Annotated in this window: 20 protein-coding genes; 7 read left to right on the forward strand and 13 right to left on the reverse strand. The window is 44.9% G+C overall.

From position 1 onward, the window contains the following. The first annotated feature begins 150 nt into the window (after positions 1-150). Positions 151-1,155 carry a chitosanase gene (locus MHH57_RS17690; protein WP_069010481.1) on the forward strand — a complete coding sequence of 335 codons (1,005 nt, stop codon included), beginning with the start codon at positions 151-153 and terminating at the stop codon, positions 1,153-1,155. 227 nt (positions 1,156-1,382) lie between these two features. Here MHH57_RS17690 and MHH57_RS17695 read toward each other — a convergent pair whose 3' ends face one another. After that, positions 1,383-1,754, reverse strand: a complete 372-nt coding sequence (locus MHH57_RS17695) for a hypothetical protein (protein ID WP_029515541.1) — start codon at positions 1,752-1,754, stop codon at positions 1,383-1,385. A 439-nt stretch (positions 1,755-2,193) separates the two neighbouring features. Between MHH57_RS17695 and MHH57_RS17700 the strand changes: the two genes are divergently transcribed. Beyond that, positions 2,194-2,949 (forward strand): hypothetical protein, encoded by a 756-nt coding sequence (locus MHH57_RS17700; protein ID WP_340932840.1) that lies wholly within the window; start codon positions 2,194-2,196, stop codon positions 2,947-2,949. 101 nt (positions 2,950-3,050) lie between these two features. Here the strand turns inward: MHH57_RS17700 and MHH57_RS17705 are convergent, their stop codons facing one another. From MHH57_RS17705 to MHH57_RS17720, 4 genes are all read right to left on the reverse strand, one after another. Continuing rightward, on the reverse strand, positions 3,051-4,223 hold the full coding sequence (locus tag MHH57_RS17705) for an MFS transporter (protein WP_342434338.1): 1,173 nt from the start codon (positions 4,221-4,223) through the stop codon (positions 3,051-3,053). 71 nt (positions 4,224-4,294) lie between these two features. After that, positions 4,295-4,573, reverse strand: a complete 279-nt coding sequence (locus MHH57_RS17710; protein WP_029515545.1) for a metalloregulator ArsR/SmtB family transcription factor — start codon at positions 4,571-4,573, stop codon at positions 4,295-4,297. 223 nt (positions 4,574-4,796) lie between these two features. Then, positions 4,797-5,534 carry an SDR family oxidoreductase gene (locus tag MHH57_RS17715; protein WP_208332666.1) on the reverse strand — a complete coding sequence of 246 codons (738 nt, stop codon included), beginning with the start codon at positions 5,532-5,534 and terminating at the stop codon, positions 4,797-4,799. Positions 5,535-5,583: 49 nt separating this feature from the next. Further along, a complete protein-coding gene (locus tag MHH57_RS17720) occupies positions 5,584-5,865 on the reverse strand; it encodes an Atu4866 domain-containing protein (RefSeq protein WP_069010478.1) in 282 nt (93 codons plus the stop codon). A 200-nt stretch (positions 5,866-6,065) separates the two neighbouring features. Between MHH57_RS17720 and MHH57_RS17725 the strand changes: the two genes are divergently transcribed. Next, complete coding sequence (locus MHH57_RS17725; RefSeq protein WP_165149704.1) at positions 6,066-6,995, forward strand: AraC family transcriptional regulator; 930 nt, start codon at positions 6,066-6,068, stop codon at positions 6,993-6,995. Positions 6,996-7,135: 140 nt separating this feature from the next. Here MHH57_RS17725 and MHH57_RS17730 read toward each other — a convergent pair whose 3' ends face one another. Further along, the gene (locus MHH57_RS17730) at positions 7,136-7,786 is read right to left on the reverse strand and encodes a hypothetical protein (RefSeq protein WP_165149702.1); all 651 of its coding nucleotides are present in this window, start codon (positions 7,784-7,786) and stop codon (positions 7,136-7,138) included. A gap of 118 nt (positions 7,787-7,904) precedes the next feature. Then, positions 7,905-8,942: a LacI family DNA-binding transcriptional regulator gene (locus MHH57_RS17735; RefSeq protein ID WP_165149700.1), complete on the reverse strand. Its 1,038-nt coding sequence runs from the start codon at positions 8,940-8,942 to the stop codon at positions 7,905-7,907. A 340-nt stretch (positions 8,943-9,282) separates the two neighbouring features. Here MHH57_RS17735 and MHH57_RS17740 point away from each other — a divergent pair, with 340 nt between their 5' ends. Next, complete coding sequence (locus tag MHH57_RS17740; RefSeq protein WP_028542246.1) at positions 9,283-10,335, forward strand: 2,3-butanediol dehydrogenase; 1,053 nt, start codon at positions 9,283-9,285, stop codon at positions 10,333-10,335. Positions 10,336-10,508: 173 nt separating this feature from the next. Here the strand turns inward: MHH57_RS17740 and MHH57_RS17745 are convergent, their stop codons facing one another. After that, positions 10,509-12,503, reverse strand: coding sequence for an AraC family transcriptional regulator (locus MHH57_RS17745; protein WP_342434339.1), 1,995 nt, complete (start codon positions 12,501-12,503; stop codon positions 10,509-10,511). A 179-nt stretch (positions 12,504-12,682) separates the two neighbouring features. Between MHH57_RS17745 and MHH57_RS17750 the strand changes: the two genes are divergently transcribed. Then, complete coding sequence (locus tag MHH57_RS17750) at positions 12,683-13,987, forward strand: VWA domain-containing protein (RefSeq protein ID WP_342434340.1); 1,305 nt, start codon at positions 12,683-12,685, stop codon at positions 13,985-13,987. Positions 13,988-14,047: 60 nt separating this feature from the next. On the opposite strand, the gene MHH57_RS17755 is transcribed toward MHH57_RS17750, so the two are convergent. Continuing rightward, positions 14,048-14,185: a hypothetical protein gene (locus MHH57_RS17755; RefSeq protein WP_208332661.1), complete on the reverse strand. Its 138-nt coding sequence runs from the start codon at positions 14,183-14,185 to the stop codon at positions 14,048-14,050. A 96-nt stretch (positions 14,186-14,281) separates the two neighbouring features. On the opposite strand from MHH57_RS17755, the gene MHH57_RS17760 reads away from it, so the two are divergent. Together MHH57_RS17760 and MHH57_RS17765 are read left to right on the forward strand one after the other, a co-directional pair. After that, complete coding sequence (locus MHH57_RS17760) at positions 14,282-15,625, forward strand: amino acid permease (protein ID WP_029515552.1); 1,344 nt, start codon at positions 14,282-14,284, stop codon at positions 15,623-15,625. A 7-nt stretch (positions 15,626-15,632) separates the two neighbouring features. Then, positions 15,633-16,790: a VanZ family protein gene (locus tag MHH57_RS17765; RefSeq protein ID WP_165149694.1), complete on the forward strand. Its 1,158-nt coding sequence runs from the start codon at positions 15,633-15,635 to the stop codon at positions 16,788-16,790. Positions 16,791-16,933: 143 nt separating this feature from the next. Here MHH57_RS17765 and MHH57_RS17770 read toward each other — a convergent pair whose 3' ends face one another. The 4 genes from MHH57_RS17770 to thrC form a co-directional block, all read right to left on the reverse strand. Then, positions 16,934-17,587 (reverse strand): nitroreductase family protein, encoded by a 654-nt coding sequence (locus MHH57_RS17770; protein WP_069010473.1) that lies wholly within the window; start codon positions 17,585-17,587, stop codon positions 16,934-16,936. 51 nt (positions 17,588-17,638) lie between these two features. Then, positions 17,639-18,031, reverse strand: coding sequence for a MarR family transcriptional regulator (locus tag MHH57_RS17775; protein ID WP_029515555.1), 393 nt, complete (start codon positions 18,029-18,031; stop codon positions 17,639-17,641). A gap of 283 nt (positions 18,032-18,314) precedes the next feature. Next, a complete protein-coding gene (gene gdhA / locus MHH57_RS17780; protein WP_029515556.1) occupies positions 18,315-19,691 on the reverse strand; it encodes an NADP-specific glutamate dehydrogenase in 1,377 nt (458 codons plus the stop codon). A 381-nt stretch (positions 19,692-20,072) separates the two neighbouring features. After that, entirely contained in the window at positions 20,073-21,464 is a 1,392-nt protein-coding gene (thrC, locus tag MHH57_RS17785) for a threonine synthase (RefSeq protein ID WP_069010472.1), read from the reverse strand. Positions 21,465-21,595: the final 131 nt, after the last annotated feature.

Here is a 21,595-nt window from a genome sequence, read left to right on the forward strand (position 1 = left end):
TCACATATAAATCATAATTTTTGAAAAAAACGGTTATTTAAGCTCTATTCAATCCTATGCTTTTTATCTATACTCTTGCTAAATCCATTCGAGTTAGATGGAAATCTACGCTTTTAGCCTTTCACAATTACATTTTATAGGAGGAGTTATATGTATAAAATAAAGTTCCTTATGATCTTGCTAAGCTTTACTGTAGTCGCTTCTTTCTCTAGCTTGTCCGGCTCTTCACCTAGCAAGGCTTTTGCTGAAGAGAATGGGACTCCGGTGCAGAAAACGATCGATTTAAATGAGGGCTTCGACAACTCAAATGAAGCTAGTATACAGCCATTATCCCTTACCAGCGAAGAAGCTACTAGCCAAGCAGCGGTTACAACTATTGACCATGATGCTAATTTCTCACCTTCAACACTTCAGTTCCTGAAGGCTAATACAGGACTCGACGGTGAGCAGTGGGATAATATTATGAAGCTAGTGAACAAACCAGAGCAAGATTCTTTGAAATGGACTGAATTCTATGGCTATGCTGAAGATATCGGCGATAATCGTGGGTACACCATTGGTATCTTTGGAGCAACAACAGGCGGTTCAAATGATACGGGACCAGATGGCCCGTACTTATTTAAAGCTTTTGATGCTGCTAGTGGAGCTAGCAACCCTTCCATTGCAGGTGGATTAACACGTGCTGGTCTAAAGGGGAAGATGAATGGTTCGATTCTAAAGCTCAGCGATAGCGATAGTGTAATCAAGAAGAAGATCAACGCTCTCCAAAACAATGAAGCTTGGAGAGAAGCCATGTGGCGTACGTTCTATGACACCTATATCGAATATAGTGTACAGCAAGCACATAAACGCGGATTTAATACTGCTCTAACGATTGGATCATTTGTCGACACAGCACTCAATCAAGGCGCTACTGGTGATTCAGGTAGTCTTGAAGGAATCCTCTCACGTTCAGGCAGTAGTACGAATGAGAAGAATTTCATGACTAGCTTCTATGCTAAGCGTACATTGGTTGTCGATACCAACGATTATAACCAACCTCCCAATGGTAAGAATCGTGTGAAACAATGGAGTTCTCTCTTAGCTTCTGGCGAAACAGATCTTAAGAACGCAGATGCAGCCGTGATCAAAGCAACGAATTGGGAACTGAAGTAAATACAATATACGTCATTAGGAGGGCATATCGTATGTCCTCCTTTATTTATTTTCATAAATATTGAGTTGGTGTTGACTACTAACAAGGTCCCATTTTCCCAAACAGTTCCTCTCATCATTCAAATATGTGGGTCGCGTGTGCAAATAGAGAGACTGTCCCAAAAGCCCGAAAGTTGCAAGCTCCTGAAACAGTCTTGTAAAATGGTTATGAAGTCGAAATAAGGCCGTTAGATGATTCGGTAGCCAGATGGAAGTCTACCGCTACTGCGGATATTACGGATTTGTTGCAACGTCAAACGTTGATTGGTAGAGATAATAGATTCCACATCATTCCCACGAATCAGATCATCCAGGTCGGCGATGCTGCGATTGCCTCTAAACACACGGAAGTTACCTCTAAACCGCGTGCCTGTAAAGAGTACCAGTGTAGCATTGCTGCTGGTAGAAAAGAAACGCAGACTTTCGATGCCGTCGAGAATGTTATCGGTATTACGAATGCCTAGGTTTCCTCTGAATACTCTCCTGGAACCCCGAAAATTTTCTTCGTTGTAAACTGTAAGACGTGGATACGTTTGAGATACATATGCTTTGTTGTCCATGTTGTAATTCCTCCTTTCAACTTATCTTATGCCTCACCATCCGATTGGCGCGGGCCTCGCAGCATCCATCTAAAAATGGTTATGTGATTGAATAGAGCGATGCAGACTTGAAAAAGGAACATATGTTCTGTATAATCTAGCTTAGCAATTTGGAAAATCCTGAACTAACGGAGATGCGGACATGGACGATAAATTTATTGAGGAACTACGTGAAATTAGCAGAAACGACAAGCGAAGATCCGAATTTCTTATTAAGGGTATGAAGGAAACACTTCAGGAAAGAAAAGAAAAAAACTTTATCGAAAGATGGATTTGGCGACAAAAAAATAAGAAACGTATAGCGCGGAAGTTTAAATCCTAGTAGATATAACAACCGAATCTTCATAGCTTCATAGCACTTTACAAGTGCTTAGGTCACAGCTCATTAGGAGGCAGAGTCATGATTGAGCAACTAGTCCCAAACGACGATATATTAAATCAAAATCTATTTTTGGCTGATGAAGTTCGATACCATTTGATCCATCGAATTTGTGAGTCAGAAGGATCAACATGCCTCAAAACGTCCGATAAAAATATGGTCTTTGCTCAATCACCCGGACATAAGGCCTGGTTATGGATCTCACAACAAATCACAGATAATCATAAATTGACCTATATAGGAGAACTCTTACGTTATTTAAAAGGAACCACCCTATCAGGTGTATGTGGTGATGCCGAAACAGTCGAGAAGTTCGCAAATGCTTACGCACAACGTCGTCATGCTGCTCAGGTACATACCCATATGGTCATGGAATCTTATTTCTGTCCTAAATATAAAAAGCCCTCGGGCGTTGAGGGAATGATCCGACAATCCATCCCAGAGGATGTACAATTAGTTGCCCAGTTTCTAGCTGGTTTTTCAGAAGAAGCTTTAGGTAGTTTTATTGATCCGGTTAGTCAAATATCGGTTGCGGAGAAGACCATCGGGACAGGAAATTTGTATCTTTGGATTGTAAATAACATGCCTGTGTCCATGGCTAATATTGCTCACCGCTCGCCGAGACATGCTCGCATTAATGCTGTGTATACCCCGCCTAATTTACGAAAGAAAGGTTTTGCCAGCGGAATGGTATCCGAGCTATCGGTTTCCAATCAAGTTTATAAAAATATCGGCTTTAAGGAAGCCGGCAAAATCACTGATATTACGTTTGAATAAGTCCTCCTACTGCAAGAGAGCATATTATTGTTCATTCAAAATCAAAGAAGACCACAATGTCACCTTCATCACTGGGCCTCCTTTTCACTTATCTATAAGCTTTACTCCGTAACACCCAATTCCGTGTGGACTGAGGATCTTCGTGAAAGTAAATATACAGCCACAATAGCTATAACGACCCCTGCTGCTCCAAACCAGGTGATGGAAGCCAGCGAAACCTGACCAACAACTACACCACCGATCCCAGCTCCGGCCGCCATGGCAAGCTGCATCGTAGACTGATTGAGACTCAGCATCACACCGGAAGATTCAGGCACAAGAGTGACCAAGTTATATTGTTGAGTAGGTCCAGTTGTCCAGGCAGCGAACGACCAAAGGATCAATAAAGCAAATACTGCGATCAGGGAATGAGCGGCGGCAGGAAGTAAAAGCAAGGAAAAGACATGCAACACCATGCCCCCGAATAATGTAAAGGAAATACCCTTTTTATCTGCGCTGTATCCACCGATTTTCGACCCGATCAGGCTGGCAATCCCGAAGGCAAGTAATACTGAGCTTAGCATATTATCCCCTACACCTGATACATTCAGCAAGTACGGTGAAATGTAAGTATACGCGAGGAAATATCCCCCTCCCCAAAAGAAGGTAATCGCCAATCCCAAAGCAACTTCAGGCTTCTTCAGAAGAGCAAATTGCTGTAGTAAGGGAATCGGTTGATCTCCTTTTAAGCGAGGGATTGTCATAGCGATAACGATCAAAGCAATAATCGCTGTCAAAGCGATGCCGAGAAATACGGTTTTCCAGCCATATGCAGAAGATATCATTCTTCCAAGCGGCACCCCGATAATCAGCGAGGCTGTAAAACCCATAGTAACTGTAGCAATAGAACTGGCCTGCTTGCCGGCTGGAGCAATCTTCGCAGCAATGCTCAGTGCTGTAACCACAACCATCCCCGCCCCGAGGGCCATAAGAATACGTGCGGCGATAAACATTCCAAAACCCGGCAGAATAAAGGAGAGGGCATTAGCTACTGCAAATAATCCGAGCGAACTCAGGAGCAGCTTGCGTCTGTCCCATTTAGCGGTTACTGCCATCAGAATCGGCGTGCCAATCGCGTAAGCAAGAGAAAAGACTGTAATCAACTGTCCCGCTGCGGACACCGTAATCCCCATGGTTGTCGCAATCTGATCCAAAATGCCTGAGATAATGTATTCGGATGTGCCTACCAAAAAACTAACAATGGCCAAAATATACACTTTCCACGTGCTCTGCATTTTTAAATAACGCCTCTTTTCTTATATTGTTTTTATATTTTTACAAATATCGAAATTAAGACTAAAAAAAATTATGTCATCAGGAACGGGGCATATTTCTGCGCTGCTTCCACATCCAAGCTGTAATAGATAAACGTCCCCTCTTTACGGTATGTGAGCAGCCCCGACTCTGCCATTTGCTTCAGATGATGCGATAGCGTTGAAATAGCTACACTGTTCAGCTTCTCGCCCAGCACAGAGCAGCATTGGCCACTTTCCTCTTTTAGCAGAAGTGCTATCTTGAGACGAGTTGGTTCTCCAAGTGCTTTATATATTTTTACAGCTTGTTGCATTTCCGTTGTATCTTTCACCCTGTTCGGCTCCCTTCTGTTTCAGTCTTAATTTCGATGTTTGTCGAAATAAAGTTATCACAAACATTTGTAAAAGTAAACCCGTTTCTTCTAAAGACACTGCCTTTTTACACTCTGTGGTGTGAATGATGGTCTTTCTCATCTTATAAATAATCCCCCATCCATAAAAGGATGGAGGAAAAAATGATCTGAGTGTAAAGGGAGAATCATGGATGCCATAGCATTAATTCGGGCTTGCCGTGGGTCTGACAATAATTTCATTAACATCTACATCCGCTGGCTGCTCCATGGCATACAGAATGGAACGGGCTATGGCATCAGGCGAAATCGAAATACGACGGTACTCTTTCATTCCTTGCCGGGCCTCTTCATCTGAAATACTGTCAGCAAGCTCAGATTCAGTTACTCCCGGCGATACCAGCGTCACACGAATATCTCCCCCCACCTCCAAGCGCAATCCTTCAGAGATCGCCCGAACCGCATACTTTGTAGCGCAATACACCGCTGCAGTCGGGGTTACACTATACGCGCCAATAGAGGCGATATTGATAAACTGACCAAATCCTTGCTTTTTCATAATCGGAAGCCCTGCCGCAATCCCATGCAGAACGCCTCGTATATTTACATCAATCATGCGATCCCATTCCTCTACCTTCAGGGCCTCTAATTTTGAAAGAGGCATCACTCCCGCATTGTTCAAAATGACATCCACACGCCCAAATGTTTTTTCCGCGTAGTTAATGAACGCTTCCATCTGGTCCCTCTTCGTCACATCCAGTTGCTGATAATTAGCCGATCCACCTTTAGAACGAATCTCGGATGTCAGAGCCTCCAGTCGCTCTGTGCGTCTGGCCCCTAATATCACATGAGCCCCATGGCGAGCAAGTAAACGGGCAGTAGCTTCACCGATCCCACTGCTTGCCCCCGTAATAGCTACGACTTTCCCTTTAATATCCAACATGCTTATTCCTCCTCTAGTTTAAAATGTCACTGAAAAAAGATAAAATAGATTACTTTTTCTCTTCCCTGTAAAAAACCATCCCTGCATGATACAAGACACCATCTTTGAATTCACCATCTGCCGTAAATCCAGTGTCGTCCACATACTCGATATAGTCATCTTCTACGATGATATAGCTTCCTGTATAGGCACTTTGCCTCTGACCACGTGCTTCATCATAACGACCATTAGGCAAGAGTTCCTGACGGATATTTCCGTCTTCAGTTACCCACATCCCTATATAGGGATGCTGCGAAGCGTGTACACTTTTTTCCGTTTTTTTGCTCTCCATGACTATTTCACTCCTTTGCATTTTTATTTTTTTCTCATTTGCTCATTAGGTGTTGTATCTGCATCTTATTATGAGAGGAATGTCCATCGAGCTGGTAGAAGAATCAGAGCAAATTATTGCCTAATCCTCCAAAGACCCTTAATATGTAATAAACTACTGAAAATGAAAACGGGCTACGTTGAAAGAAGGGATGTGTCACGATGGGGGCAACCAAAATAGAGGGTTCTACCATGGAAAAACAAGCCGAATTGGCAAGGCTTATAGAACGATTTTCAAATCAGGACGGAGTTCTCACTACAGCCATACCTTCGCTTCACTTCGTCCGAAGTTCAAATACAACCGTTCCGGTACATCAAGTCCATGAACCTGCCTTATGTATTGTGGCACAAGGCAGAAAAGTCGTGATGCTCGCAGAGGAAAGCTACCATTACGGCACATCCGACTACCTTGTTGTGTCGGTGGATTTGCCGATCTCGGGGCAGGTCATCCAAGCGTCATCAGAAGCTCCTTATTTGTGCCTCCGGCTCAATTTTGATCCGCATCAGGTTTTGGACCTGATCAAGGAATCTGCTTTTCCCACAAGCCCCATGCCTGATTCCAGACGAGGCTTGTATGTAAGTCAAACCAACTCACTACTGCTGGATGCCGTGGTAAGGCTAGTGCATCTTTTGGAAAACCCGCAAGATGTTCCGGTGCTTGCTCCATTAGTCATTCGTGAGATACTGTATAGGATTTTACAGGGTAATCAGGGGGAATCCTTAAAACAACTGGTCATGACCGGCAGCCATTCCAACCGAATTGCAGAAGTCATAAAGCGGATTAAGCAGGATTATGATAAGCCGTTGCGTATTGAAGAATTGTCCAAACTAGCGAATATGAGTCCTTCGTCACTACATCGTCATTTTAAAGAGGTTACGGCTATGAGCCCCATGCAATATCAAAAACAATTACGTCTACAAGAGTCCCGCCGCCTGTTGTTATCCGAATCAGCGGATGCGGCAGATGTCGGTTTTCAGGTAGGTTACGAGAGTCCCTCACAATTCAGCCGCGAATACTCCCGTTTGTTCGGCCTGCCTCCAATTAGTGACATCAAACGCTTGCGCTCGGATCAAGATCACCCGACCACTTGAACACGTTGTTAGATGAACACAAGAAACCAATGGTCCTACTAACGCTTATCCCAATCATAGATGGCAGGATGTAAAAAACAGCACAAACAGCCGCTCTTCCGGTAGAGACGCGGCTGTTCAATATTTCCTCTATGCATGCATCAATACGGATTATCCAGCTTGACGAACAAAGCTCGAATGACATCCTTCTCTGCCGTAGTAAGCTTTTGTCCTGCCTGCCATTGTTGAATCTCTTTCTTGACTTCCTTGGGTTCTCTATAGCTGAGAGCATACCCGATGCTTCCTATACCTTGTGTGCGGTTGGTTTTATCCATATTTGCCAATGCTCGAGTCATCGCAGTTCTGTCTCTTGTAAACAAATCTCCCATAAGGGCAGCATAGCTTTCGCTTAAAGCTCCATCCAATCCTTCAGAAGCTCGGATCACATTTGGAAAACTTTTCGATGGAATAAAAGCTCGCTGCCTATACAAATATTCGATAATTTCCAGGCTTTGATGTTCATTGTTTTCGTTCATCTTTCCCCATTGGATTCCTGCTAAATGGTCCGTTATATGACGTACTTTTGCTTCATCACTGAGGGAAGAATCCTTATAAAAGGACAGCACAAGCTCCTCTTTACTTTGCTGGGTATGCTGCGTATCGGCTGCAGTTTGCTTGGACTCCCCATGGTTTGCTCCGGACGGCGCCACAGTTTCAGCATCTTGTCCCACTGGATGGGGAGTACACCCTATGGTTACAGCCATCATTAGTGCAGTACAAGTTGCAGAAACGAACCCATTACCTTTTAACATGAATCCACTCTCCTGTCTGAACAAACAATGGTCGTTATAATTGCCCAAAATCCACTCCTATCTTGCTACGCCTGCAACCGTTCATCCATCTAACAATAGGAAGATTCCATCTAAACTTCTATACGTCACGTCCCACCGTAGGCTTACGGATCATGGAGACGCTCGATTCCCTCACGATCAGACGAGGCTCGAATTGCACACGCTCATAATCCCCAGGTGTCTGTTCCTGAATCCGCTTGAGCAGCAGTTCCGCAGCCAACCGTGCCACCTCTTCCCCCATGATGGAAACTGAGCTGATCTGAGGAGTCGTTACCATAGCCCACAGATTGTTATCAATACCAACTACAGCAACCTCATCCGGCACTTTTACGCCCAAATCCTTAAATCGATTGACGATCCCTATCGCCACCATATCATTAACCGCATAAATAGCATCCGGCATATGTTTCAAGCTGTAAAAATAATCGGCAGCACGCAGCCCTGTCTCAAAGGAGAAATCATCACCAAAATAAACGAGTGAAGGGTCCACATGCTGGAGAGACTGCTCATAAGCAAAGTATCTTTCCTCGATTTTGTCCTTCGCAGCACCTGCATAGGCAATTCTTGTTCTTCCGATTTTAAGCAAATGCTCCATCACGAGTCTTCCCTCTTGCCGGGCCAGACTGACGATATCCGCTTTGACATCTTCGCCCAACTTCTTGCCATAGTTAATAATGGACACGGGAACGCTAGCTTTATTAATCAGGTCTACCAGCATTTTAGGATATGCCAGCGGCATAATGATAAGTCCGTCTACATGCAGCTTCTTAACCTCACGCACCGTTTCAAGCTCCATTCTGGCATTCCCGGCGGTATTGATTTGCACGACACGGTAACCATGCTGCTTGGCGGCCTGCTCTACGGACCAAGCGATTTCCGGAATAATCGCGTTACGAATGTCCGGCACGGCCAGCGCGATTTGTCGTGTCTGACGCACTTTCAAGCTCTGAGCCGAGGTGTTGGGCGTAAACCCCATCTCTTCAATCACTTGCAAAATCAAGGCTTTCGTTCTCGGGCTGATGCCCTCACTATCGTTAATAGCTCTGGAGACAGTCGCAATACCGACTCCTGCCCGCTTGGCTACATCCTCTATGGTTACTTTCTTTTGATCTGTCACGCCCAAAATCCTTTCAAGAACGGAATCGTTTTCTGACTTCCTAAAATAAAGTCTTAATACTGATATTATACCACAGAATGAGTGTCTAAAAATTGAAGTCGCTTTCTTCTTATCTTTGCTTCATCTGGAAAATCCACAAAATATCTTTGTATAAAAGCAACGAGCCGAATATAGCACTGCAGTCACAAGTGATTATATTCACAAAAAAATCAAGTGCTTTTTGTATGAATTTGGTTTGACAATGTGTAAAATTTGTGACATATTATTTTTCGGAAACGTTTCCTAATTCATTCACTTTTACAGAGGCAATGATCATATATTCTTCAAGGAGATGACAAACATGCAAGCATTGAGATGGCATGGAGTAAAAGACTTACGATTGGAAAACATTGAGCAGCCCGCCGCTCTGGCAGGAAAAGTAAAAATCAAAGTAGAATGGTGTGGCATTTGCGGAAGTGATCTTCACGAATATGTAGCAGGACCAATCTTTATTCCCCAAGATGCTCAGCATCCATTGACTGGCGAAAAAGCACCGATCGTAATGGGACATGAATTCTCTGGACAAGTCGTCGAAATCGGCGAAGGTGTAACCAAGATTCAGGTTGGCGACCGTGTCGTTGTAGAACCGGTTTTTGCATGTGGAGAATGTGATGCATGTAAACAAGGCAAATATAATCTTTGCGATAAAATGGGCTTCCTCGGTCTGGCAGGCGGCGGCGGTGGATTTTCTGAATATGTCGCAGCTGACGAGCACATGGTTCACAAAATTCCAGAAAGCGTATCTTTCGAGCAAGGCGCATTGGTAGAGCCTTCGGCCGTTGCTTTGTATGCTGTTCGTCAAAGCCAACTGAAAGTCGGCGACAAAGCCGTAGTATTTGGCGCTGGTCCTATCGGATTGCTGGTTATTGAAGCGTTGAAAGCTTCGGGCGCATCTGAGATTTATGCAGTAGAGCTTTCCGAGGAGCGTAAAGCTAAAGCTGAAGAGCTGGGTGCTATCGTGATTGATCCTAAGACTTATGATGTGGTGGAAGAACTGCACAAACGGACCAACGGCGGCGTAGATGTAGCCTATGAAGTCACTGGAGTACCTCCTGTGCTGACTCAAGCTATTGAATCCACTAAGATCAGCGGACAAATCATGATCGTCAGCATTTTTGAAAAAGAAGCTCCGATTAAACCGAACAATATTGTCATGAAGGAACGCAATCTGACGGGTATTATCGGCTACCGTGATGTATTCCCGGCTGTTATCAGCCTGATGGAAAAAGGATATTTCCCAGCCGACAAGCTGGTTACCAAACGCATTAAGCTCGAAGAAGTGATTGAGCAAGGTTTTGAAGGACTCCTGAAAGAGAAAAATCAGGTTAAAATCCTGGTATCTCCGCAAGCCTAATTTAGAAAATAAACCAGATGTCTGCTCTATGCAGACATCTTTTATTATAAAACCGGGTTGCACGGCAAGAGTTCATACGGAATTAAAAAGACAAAACAGCGCTCTCCTACTGTGGCTTCTGCCGTTAAGTGAGAATAGCGCTGTTTTATTATAATCTAGTTTATTGAGTTACATTACTTAGTTACATTTTTCAGAACATCGTCAATCATTTGACTATTTGCAATTGTACCTGTATACAACCAGCTGGAATCCTTGCCAAAATCGTATACATGGCCTTCTTTAACGGCTGGAATTCCCGCCCATACAGGATCTTTTACAATATCTTCTTTACTTACGATTTTGCTGTTCACGATAAAGACATAATCCGCATCCAGCTCGGCCAGCTTCTCCAGCGATAAATTACTCCAGTTCGCCTTAGCCGTTTTGGAAATCTCCTGTACGACTTGTGGAATCTTGAATCCCAAATCCTTATACAATACATCACCGCTGGATAGATTCTGGTTTACGACATACACGTTTTTATCCGTTACCCATAATGCCGCCGCAGTTTTTTGTCCCACCGTCTGACTCAGCTTGGCTTTAGCCTCTGCTGCTTTTTTGTCGTAGTTGCTCAATGCCTGCTTCGCTTCATTGCTCTTATTCAGCACCTCACCCACGGTCAGCAGTTCTTGACGCCAATCATTGTTCATATTACTGCCTACCACGTAGGTTGGAGCAATTTTAGAGTATTGATTATATTTGTCGCCTTCCACCATGCTCGCACTGTCCATAATGATTAAATCAGGCTTGAAGTTCAGAACCGCCTCAAACGGAAGATCTGAAGCGATGGTAGGAACATCCTTCAGTTCTTTTTGCAAGTAAGCTTGAACTGAATTTTTACCCACCGACCATTGGGCTACCGGTTTAACACCCAACGCCACCAGATGATCCTCCAGATAAGAAGCGATCACACGTTGAGGCTGAGCCGGAATCTTCACCTCATGCCCGAGTGCATCCTTCAGCACCCTTTCCTGTGATGTTGGTTCCGCTGATGTATTATTGTTCCCTTGCGAAGCACCATCGGTTGCCGTAGGACTGGATGTGTCTGAGCACGCGCTGAGCAGCAGGGTAAAACTAAGCAATAAAATAAATGCCATGGAATGCTTTGCGTTTCTATTCATTCGTAAAATCCCTTCATCATAATTTTGATAATGATTATTATCCTCAATACCAGTATGCAGGGCGCCACTTATCGAATCAATGGAACATTCGGACATGCTCAATGGATTATCTAGACGTGTATCTCCCATAAAAGCAGATGAATATAGGCTGTCCCGATAGTGAACCGGGGATACGCCAGTATATTTTTTGAATGCTCGGCTAAAGAAATAGACATCCGGGTACCCCACACTGACAGCAATATCCTGTAAAGTGGCATCCGTCTTCCGCAAAAGCTCCTTCGCCTTGTCCATTCGCAGTTGAATCAAGTACGTAATCGGGCTACAGTCTGTTTGTTTTTTAAATAACCGGGTCAGGTGCCGCGGACTACATTCCAATAATCCGGCCAAACGTTCCAGCGTAATGGACTCCGCGTAACAATCCTGCATAAATCGAATGGCCTGTGTCACGATACCCCGCGCAGAAGTTCGAGCCTTCGGTTCCTGCAATTGCCGTATACATTCATATGCAAAATCATAGAACCGACCCTGAGCCTGAATCTTGGATAGCGCCTCTTGATCCTGCCATGCGTCATCCAGTAGTTGTAGCTTTTGATACAGTATAACCGGATAAGGCGGTGCAAAACCATGAACTATCGAAGGATGATTATACACCGTATGTCCTGATAGAGAAGTCGCTTTATATAGTACAAGGATATATTCAATCCCACATTGCGAGGGTTTCATATTCAGTTCAAAGCCTTTGCTGCCATGCAGTACGTACCCTGAATGTGGCGTATCCTTCCAATCACCATCCAAACGCACGCTACCCTGCAATACAAATATAAAAGCCTGCGCTGGAAGACGATACGGTTGAAGCAACTCTTCTGATTCCAGTCGAATATGCCGGACATCCATGACACGGATCGACGAATGGAGCCATAAGGACAGCAGCTCGTTCAGCTCGTCAGCCTCATGCTCCTTACTCGTCCCGGTGTGGGAACCTGTCTGCTTTTTCCGGTCCTGCTTCACTTGTCAAGGCCTCCGCTTCATAAATATCATACTTTGTATCCAAACCAACCTCATTATATATCATCTTTTACTGCGTCTACCATGAGACAAATATTCCTGCACGAAACAAAGTGAATATACCATTTCCATGGTACAATTTGTATAATACAAGATTTAAAATACATAGGGGGTTTGACAGCATGAGCGGTCCCAACGTTGCATTGAGTACAGGAGCTAATGCACCATTCGGTAAGGAAGATACAGTGCGGGTCACCATTACATGGAAGCATGCACCTGCCGAACTGGATGTTAGCTGTTTTATGGTAGGAGCAGACGGAAAGGTTTCCTCAGATGACTATTTCGTTTTTTACAATCAACCCGCTGACCCGCACGGCCATGTACGGTTACAGCGTCCAAATGACAGAACCACTGAGTTTACTGTAGCGCTCCAGGAACTGGAACGAACCGGGGTGGAAAAATGTGTGTTTGCGGCCACACTGGACGGCCCAGGTACTTTTGCCGATGTGGTCGGCTGCTCAGTTACTGCTCAAGGCAAGCAATCCCATATCACCTACAGCATCACCAAAGCCACCAGTGAGACATCGCTTGTGCTGGCAGAAGTGTATCGTCATACGTCTGGCTTCAAGCTTCGCGCAGTTGGGCGTGGTTTCAACGGAGGACTAAAGCCGCTTGCCGAAGCTCATGGTGTGACCGTGGAGGAAACGGAATCGCCAGTGGATACCGTTCAGATGAACATCCCTACATCGGCGATCTTAAGCGCGGTAGGTGCTAAAGCTGGCGGAAAAGAGACTGCCCCCATTAACGCAAGAATTAATCTGCACAAGCAGAATGTACAATTTTCACTGAAAAAGAAAAAAATAGACCGTGAAAAAGCACGTGTAGCGGTTGTATTCGATGCTTCTATTTCTATGTTCAAATTGTACACGGGTGGGACTGTGCAAAAAGCCTGCGAACGTGTGTTGGCTGTAGCCGCCTGTATGGATGACGATGGTGAAATGGATGTATGGTTTTTTGCGGACAAAGCCAAACGTGCTCCAAGCGTCACAGAGAGGAATTTCGAGAATTACATTCATAGGAATTATGCTGAGCCTAGTGAAGATAGTGAGCTGGGGTGGGGCAATAACGAGCCAGAAGTCATGAAGGATATCATACTTAAATACACAAAAGAAGATCCCAACGACATGATCCCGACCTACATTATCTTTTTTAGTGATGGAGGTATTTATGAACAAAAAAAAATAGAACAGCTGCTGATTAAAAGCTCAAGCACTCCGATTTTCTGGCAATTTGTAGGTCTTGGTAAAGCCGATTACGGAATTCTTCGAAAGTTGGATAAGATGCGCGGCCGCGTAGTAGATAATGCAGATTTCTTTGCCTTGGATGACATTGACTCCGTGACAGATGCAGAATTGTACGACCGTCTGCTGAATGAGTTTCCTAGTTGGCTCAAGCAAGTACGGGCTAAAGGAATATTGCGGAGCTAGTTCCCGCCGTAACGCCAATACTGCACCAGATTAACGCCCTCATGCCCCCTGCGTGATCACTTAAATATCACCAAGTAGAGCAATAAGAGGCACAATGATCGCTGATAAAGCAATCCTCAGCGCCAGCATTCTGCCTCTGTTATCTTCAGTTTGTCCTCTATCGATTTCAATCTCCCTACCATATCCTATTTCTTTCATTTCCTAATTGGATATTTTCATGTAGTATAAGTCTAATTGAAGTAACCCTGTTTGGGCTATGCTGAAGCTATACACTATATGAAGGAGGATTTCATATTGAAATCAAATGAACCCACTTTGCACAAAAAGCTGCTCCCACGGCATATTACCTTTATGGCTATGGGCGGAGTCATCGGGACGGGTATTTTTAAAGGAAGCACCGAAACGATTAGCTTGGCGGGACCAGGAGTTATTTTATCCTATGTCTTCGCAGGACTCCTGCTCTTGGTCGTTATGGGCGCAATTGCCGAGATGGCTACCGTCTATCCCAACATGAATATGAAGGATTTTATTCGCAAAGCTTTTGGAGAACGACTGTCCTTTATTATCGGCTGGTTGTATTGCTTCATGTGGCTGGCCGTCTGTATCATTGAGGTCATTGCTGCGGGTAGCTTCCTGCAATATTGGTTGCCAGATGTCCCTCTATGGGTACTCAGTTTAGTCAGTGCGGCTTTCATTATTGTCGTCAACATGCTGAGTGTCGGCGGATTTGGGGAACTGGAATTTTGGCTTGCAGGTATTAAGATTGCCATGATTATTATCTTCATCGCCTTAGGTGGCTGTATACTGTTCGGGATTATTCCCACTGAAACTCCACCTTATCTAAGCAACTACGCGCAGCACGGCGGATTTCTACCCAATGGCTGGTTGGCTATCTTTTCAGCGCTGCTGGTCGTAACCTTTTCATACGGAGGGTCCGAGCTGATTGGACTGACGTTGACGGAAACAGAAAATCCGGAAAAAGTACTGCCTAGAGTGGTTAAAAGCTTTATTCTTCGCGTTGTTTTGTTCTATACGTTGCCAATTCTCATCATTTGTGGCTTGATTCCCTGGAACCAACTGGATGCGAATACCAGCCCGTTTGTACAGGTATTGTCTTCTGTAGGGCTTCAAGGCTCGGCTCATGTCATGAACTTTATTCTGATCACTGCTGTACTGTCTGCCGCCAATTCGGGAATTTATGGGGCTACACGTATGCTCCATTCGCTGGCTGTCAATGGAGAAGGCCCCAAGTCACTTGCCCGCCTGTCTTCCAATGGGGTTCCAGTGAATAGTCTCAAATTGTGTGCTGTAATCCTGATTGTCGGTTCCATGGTTGCTTATATCGCTCAGGACGGGCTTTTCCGTATTTTGATGGCTGTGCCGGGCTTCGTCGTGCTGCTCGTCTGGAGCTGCATTTGTCTGTCCCAATTGAAATTGCGCAAATCTTATCCAGTGGAGCCTACTTTCAAGATATGGGGATTCCCTTATGTAACGGCGATTACAGTGGGATGCCTATGGATAATCGCGGTTCTATTCTTGCTTGACCCGCAAAATCGCATCAGCATTAGCGTGTGCGTGGCTTTCATGGTATTTCTGGTCATTTGGTCTTTGGTGAAGTTCCGGAGAAAGCAGGCGTAAGCAGCATATGATTCAATCGTACTTATTTCCTGTTTCATATGCCTTTCTTGCGTTTCCTTTTGCTGCGTTATTGTTCACACTGCCTTTCCTAATCGTGCAATATCGCAGGCATGGCTATATTCACAAGGCTAGAGCATGGCTGCTTTACCTGATGCTTTTATACTTGATGAACGCCTTCTTTCTGGTCATATTACCGCTTCCGGCATCGCGTCATAATGCTGCATTAACCGGGGGAGCGTTGCAGTTAATGCCCTTGCAGTTCGTTCAAGACATTATAAGAGAAACATCCGTCTCACCCGCTCATCCCTCCAGCTATGTTCATTTGCTGAAGGAGCGTGCCTTTCTACAAGTCGTTTTTAACGTTGTGATGACCATGCCTTTCGGTATGTTCTTACGTTATTATTTCCGTGCACGATGGGGATGGTGTCTGATTCTGTCTTTCACCCTGTCCCTCTTCTTTGAGGTGACACAGCTGACAGGATTATATGGATTTTTTGACCATGCGTATCGTGTATTCGATGTGGACGATCTGCTGGCTAATACATTGGGCGGTATGCTAGGCTTTCTATTAGGCGAATGGTTTTCACGCTTCCTGCCTCGCTTGGAGCATCTGGACAAGCATTTGGACATTACGACCAAACGGGTGTCCTATACCCGACGGGGTGTTGCCTTTTTCGTGGATTCTATCCTTTGGGCAGGGTTGCTCAGCATTATGGAGTCCATGCATGTATCTGCTGCTTTCTGGGTTTCCAGTGGAATTTACTTTATGGTGGTTCCTTACCTGACAAATGGACGAACTCCGGGGAAGTGGCTGGTACGCATTCATCTGATAGGGAGAGGAAAAAGAGTTGCCCTGTGGGAGCTCATTAAGCGCTACAGTCTCTTGTATTGGTTGTATTTTGGACTTAATTACGTACTAGGTGGATCTGTACTGGGATCTCATCTGTCTCCTTGGATAAATGTTATGATCAGCCTTGTGCTGTTGGTGATGAACGGATGGTTCTTTTTCCATCTAGTCATACGCCTATTCAAGAAAGCACCGTTATTTTATGAGGAGCTTAGTCATACTTCGCACCAGATTATATGGCCCAAGCGCTACCATCCTACTCAGAATGACCCCGCTGACCCAACACAGACGTCGGGAGCGAATATAGTACAAAAATAACCAGAGGATCGACACGTCATCAAGCCCCGGATCTGCATTGCATCCTGGCGAATAAAAAAACAGGCGAAGCAAAGGGATGTGCCTTTGCTCCGCCTGTTTTTATTTTGCGTATATTTTTATGTTGCATATAGATATAACTTAACTTATTTCCACTGTGCAATTTGATCAATAGGTAAACGTGTGGAAGGATGACCATCGTTGATTCCTTTACCCATGGAAATGAGCATAACAGGGACATAACGATCTTTGTCCAGACCAAAGGCTTCAGCAATTTGATCCTTCTCATAACCGCCGATAGCGTTGGTGTCGTATCCATGAGCGCGCGCCACCAGCATAAGCTGCATGGATACCAAACCACCGTCGATCAGGACCGTTTCTTTGTTCACAACGGGATCAAGCGCTGCAAAGTGAGCTGCTACTTTTTCCTGTTGCATTTCTTTAATGTCTTTTGGCATATAGCCCAGTTCTACAGCTTCTCCGAAAATTTGTTCGAAATTATCAAAGTTGTTCAAATCTCCAAACACAGCGATCACTGCCGAAGATGTCTCCACTTGACGTTGGTTGAAACGGGCCAATGGTGCCAGTGTGGCTTTACCTTCAGGGCTGTCAATGACGAGGAAACGCCAAGGTTGCAGGTTAATGGAAGATGGTGCGCGTGTAGCTTCTGTCAAAATCTCAGTCATTTCCTCACGGCTGATCTTCACGGACGGATCGTATACTTTTACCGAACGGCGTCCCAGGGCGATTTCTTTAAAATCATTCGTTTTTACAGTACTGGATGTATTCGTATTATTCATTCCAATCTCTCCTTATCCCTCTGTGGGTATAGTAATGTTAAAAAAATGTTGTCAGTCCATATCGGATATATGACTATTCATCACTTGCAGCATATCAGCTAGCTGGTGCCGCTGGGTCTCGTCGAAGCTCTGTAGCATCTGAGCTACAAACTGTGAACGCTCCTGCTTAAAGATGACAATGCGTGCACGCCCATAATCGGTCAGGCTTACCAAGGTAACCCTGTTGTCCTCTGGCTTTGTGCGTCGAGTGACCATTTCTGTCGCTTCCAGTTGTTTCAAATGGCGTGTTACGGCTGCAGCGTCAATGCCAACCTCTTTTTGCAACAGAGTTTGACTGATTTCCTTCACTTGATACAACTTGCACAATAGTTGCAATCTGGATGCGCTGACTCCTGCACAACGCTCAAACTTGGAGCTAATCTGCTTGTTCAGCAACAACAGCATGTCAAAAATATACTCAGGCTCGGATGGTGTCTGGGTGATATCAATCTCTCCTCCCTTAAGCATATCGCTGAGTTTCACGATCCAACCTTTGATCCATCAATTATTGATCTATCAAGTAATATACATCCTCTTTAAAAATAAATCAAGTCCCTGAGAAAAATAAAGTGTCTCATGCCAAATAAAAGCTGAGCGACTCACACAGAGTCGCTCAGCTTCAATATTGCTTTTATTAGCTAGGTTATTCAATCATTGTACAATAGAGATAAGGAGTTGTGCCGTTGAGTTAGATAATCCCGTGAGACAGCATAGCATCAGCCACACGCACAAATCCTGCGATATTGGCTCCGACAACCAGATTGCCCGGCACACCGTATTCCTCAGCCGCCTTCACACTGTTAGCATAGATATTTTTCATAATATCATGCAGCTTGGCATCCACTTCCTCAAAGGTCCAAGACAGACGCATGCTGTTTTGTGACATTTCGAGCGCCGACACGGCTACTCCGCCTGCATTGGCAGCCTTGGCTGGCCCAAACAGAACTCCATTGTCCAAAAACACTTCAATGGCCTGTAACGAGGATGGCATATTGGCACCTTCGCCTATAGCTTCTACGCCATTGCTTACCAGCAACTGAGCTGCTTGCTCGTCAATTTCATTCTGAGTGGCGCATGGCAGTGCGATGTCGCATGGGATCGACCAGATCCCCGAACAGCCTTCTGTATAGATTGCGCCTGGACGCTCTTGCGTATACTCGCTAATCCGCAGACGGTTCACTTCTTTCAGCTGCTTCACCAGCTGCAGATCGATACCGTCTGGATCATAGATGTAGCCATTCGAGTCACTACATGCCACGACTGTAGCACCGAGCTGCTGTGCTTTTTCAATCGCATAAATGGATACATTCCCCGATCCCGACACGACGACGCGCTTTCCTTCAAAGGACGATCCCTGAGCCTGCAGCATCTCGTTTACAAAATACACACAACCGTAGCCGGTCGCTTCCGTACGTGTGAGACTGCCTCCGTAATGAATTCCTTTGCCCGTTAGGACGCCGCCTTCATGTCCTCCGCGAATCCGCTTGTACTGCCCGAACATATAGCCAATCTCACGTCCGCCTACACCAATATCCCCTGCCGGAACGTCGGCATCTGGACCAATATATTTATACAATTCCGTCATGAAGCTTTGTGTAAAACGCATCACTTCGTTATCTGATTTCCCTTTGGGATCAAAATCTGAGCCGCCTTTACCACCACCAATGGGAAGACCCGTCAATGCATTTTTGAAAATCTGCTCAAAACCCAAAAACTTGACGATTCCCAGATAGACAGACGGATGGAAGCGAAGTCCACCTTTATAAGGCCCTATCGCACTGTTAAACTGCACACGGAAGCCACGATTGACCTGTACAACCCCCGCATCATCCACCCAAGGTACTCGGAAGGTAATGACCCGCTCCGGCTCCACTAGCCGTTCCAAAAGCCCCTGCTGCATATACTTAGGGTGCTTAGCCAATACCGGAATTAGCGAATCCAATATTTCCTTGACGGCCTGATGGAATTCATTCTCATGAGGATTGCGCGCGATAACCTTCTCAAAAACGGACTGCACATATTCGGCTGCTGCTTGTTGACTCTGCTCTGGACGGATCATGGTCATTACTTAATACACCCCTTTTATAATTAGCCCCTCTGTTAAATGACGGAACGACTTGATTCTGCACCTTTGAGAGTGGAACCTTATGTATTCATAAAATTTAGTTAACTATACATGATTTTTTATAATAATACAGCAAATTCGCCTATAAAAGATTTTTGTATCCTTCATTAAATAACTCTATGAACCTCTCATTGCCTGTTAGTTTCCTGAAGCTAAATCCCTTGATTTACGGGCTTTTTTCACGATTTCTAAGGCCCAAACACCTTACTCTATATGGCATTATAATGTGAACAAATTCAAACTAATACATACATCATATCTGGAAAATATGGATATAAAAAAAGAGGCTGCGCACAGGGCGTAGCCTCTTTTCCCATTCTGTTACACATAAAAGGCTTCAAGCTGACGCACAATTTCTGCTTCGTCATGCTCTACCACCTGCTGATGCTGCGATTTCGAGAACAATTGTTCAATTTGCGCCGGGAACTCCTGCTTGATATCCACCAGACGAATGGCCTCATCAAATTTGGCTGGATGCGCTGTCGCAAAGGTCACACATACTTCGTCCGCGCCATTATACGCCTCATACGCGGCAATACCGCAAGCTGTATGCGGATCAAGCAAATAATCGTACTCGGCTTTGTATTTTTTGATCAGCTCCAGACACTGCTCATTCGAAGCACCCAGCGCTTCAAAATCCTGCTGGACACGCTTCAAATCCTCTGCACCGATCACAATCCGTCCCTCGGTTTTGAGCTTATCCATGTATTCAGATACCTTGGCCGCATCCTCCCCGAGGAAGTAGTACAGGTATCTTTCGAAATTGCTTGCCACCTGAATGTCCATGGAAGGACTGTATGTGCTTTTGAAATCGCCCGGTTGGTATTCGCCAGTCTTCACGAAGCGCTCCAAAATATTATTTTCGTTCGTGGCAATGATCAGCTTATGGATGGGCAGACCCATTTTCTTCGCAAGAAAGCCGGAAAAGATATTGCCAAAGTTGCCGGATGGCACGCTGACATTGATCTTCTTCGTACCCGCAGACTCCTGTGCCCGAAAATAAGCATAGAAGTAATATACGGTTTGCGCCAAAATGCGCACAAAGTTAATTGAGTTAATCGCCCGCAAATGATGTTTGGCTTTGAAATCCAGATCGGCAAACAGGTCCTTAATGACCTTTTGACAATCATCAAAGTTCCCTTTTACGGACAGATTCAGTACATTCTCATCGTCTACCGTCGTCATTTGCAGCTCTTGTACTTTGCTCACCTTTTGGTGTGGGTGCAAAATACAGATTTTAATTCCTTCCTTGCCGCGCACGCCCTGAATCGCTGCTGCCCCGGTATCGCCCGAGGTTGCACCCAAAATGTGAATGATTTCATTCTGCTTTTTGGACACGTAGGAATAAAATTCCCCCATGAATTGTAGCGCCACATCCTTGAACGCGAACGTAGGCCCGTGGAACAGCTCCAAAATAGATAGGGAATCGTTGATCTTCTTCACTGGCGTAACTTCTGGATGGCGGAAGCTTGCATAACTGCGCTCTACCAGCTGCTCCAAATCTTCACGAGGAATCTCATCATTGATATACAGCGCAAAAACTTCCAGCAGCAGCTCTCTGTAGCTCAATGTCGCCCATTGCTCCAAAGTAGCTGCCGACACGGTCGGAATCTGCTCCGGTACCATTAGACCTCCATCGTCAGCTAACCCCATGAGCACAGTATCAATAAATCCCTTGGCTTCTACTCGACCTCTAGTGCTTATATATCTCATATACATCCCCCAATAAAAATTCAATTCGAACCTTTTTTCGAATATATTATTGTCTATAATACCCTGTCGCGGTGCTGTAACCAAGCCTTTTTTTCATATTTTAAAGACTTTCTCCTACTTTACCATACCCC

Source organism: Paenibacillus sp. FSL H7-0442 (assembly GCF_038593105.1).
Taxonomy (GTDB): Bacteria; Bacillota; Bacilli; order Paenibacillales; family Paenibacillaceae; genus Paenibacillus; species Paenibacillus polymyxa_D.

Excerpts from the sequence above, each read along its gene's own strand:
- MHH57_RS17690 (WP_069010481.1), top strand. The coding sequence starts at position 151 with ATGTATAAAATAAAGTTCCTTATGATCTTGCTAAGCTTTACTGTAGTC.
- MHH57_RS17695 (WP_029515541.1), bottom strand. The coding sequence starts at position 1,754 with ATGGACAACAAAGCATATGTATCTCAAACGTATCCACGTCTTACAGTT.
- MHH57_RS17700 (WP_340932840.1), top strand. The coding sequence starts at position 2,194 with ATGATTGAGCAACTAGTCCCAAACGACGATATATTAAATCAAAATCTA.
- MHH57_RS17705 (WP_342434338.1), bottom strand. The coding sequence starts at position 4,223 with ATGCAGAGCACGTGGAAAGTGTATATTTTGGCCATTGTTAGTTTTTTG.
- MHH57_RS17715 (WP_208332666.1), bottom strand. The coding sequence starts at position 5,534 with ATGTTGGATATTAAAGGGAAAGTCGTAGCTATTACGGGGGCAAGCAGT.
- MHH57_RS17720 (WP_069010478.1), bottom strand. The coding sequence starts at position 5,865 with ATGGAGAGCAAAAAAACGGAAAAAAGTGTACACGCTTCGCAGCATCCC.
- MHH57_RS17725 (WP_165149704.1), top strand. The coding sequence starts at position 6,066 with ATGGGGGCAACCAAAATAGAGGGTTCTACCATGGAAAAACAAGCCGAA.
- MHH57_RS17730 (WP_165149702.1), bottom strand. The coding sequence starts at position 7,786 with ATGTTAAAAGGTAATGGGTTCGTTTCTGCAACTTGTACTGCACTAATG.
- MHH57_RS17740 (WP_028542246.1), top strand. The coding sequence starts at position 9,283 with ATGCAAGCATTGAGATGGCATGGAGTAAAAGACTTACGATTGGAAAAC.
- MHH57_RS17750 (WP_342434340.1), top strand. The coding sequence starts at position 12,683 with ATGAGCGGTCCCAACGTTGCATTGAGTACAGGAGCTAATGCACCATTC.
- MHH57_RS17755 (WP_208332661.1), bottom strand. The coding sequence starts at position 14,185 with ATGAAAGAAATAGGATATGGTAGGGAGATTGAAATCGATAGAGGACAA.
- MHH57_RS17765 (WP_165149694.1), top strand. The coding sequence starts at position 15,633 with ATGATTCAATCGTACTTATTTCCTGTTTCATATGCCTTTCTTGCGTTT.
- MHH57_RS17770 (WP_069010473.1), bottom strand. The coding sequence starts at position 17,587 with ATGAATAATACGAATACATCCAGTACTGTAAAAACGAATGATTTTAAA.
- MHH57_RS17775 (WP_029515555.1), bottom strand. The coding sequence starts at position 18,031 with ATGCTGTTGTTGCTGAACAAGCAGATTAGCTCCAAGTTTGAGCGTTGT.
- gdhA (WP_029515556.1), bottom strand. The coding sequence starts at position 19,691 with ATGACCATGATCCGTCCAGAGCAGAGTCAACAAGCAGCAGCCGAATAT.
- thrC (WP_069010472.1), bottom strand. The coding sequence starts at position 21,464 with ATGAGATATATAAGCACTAGAGGTCGAGTAGAAGCCAAGGGATTTATT.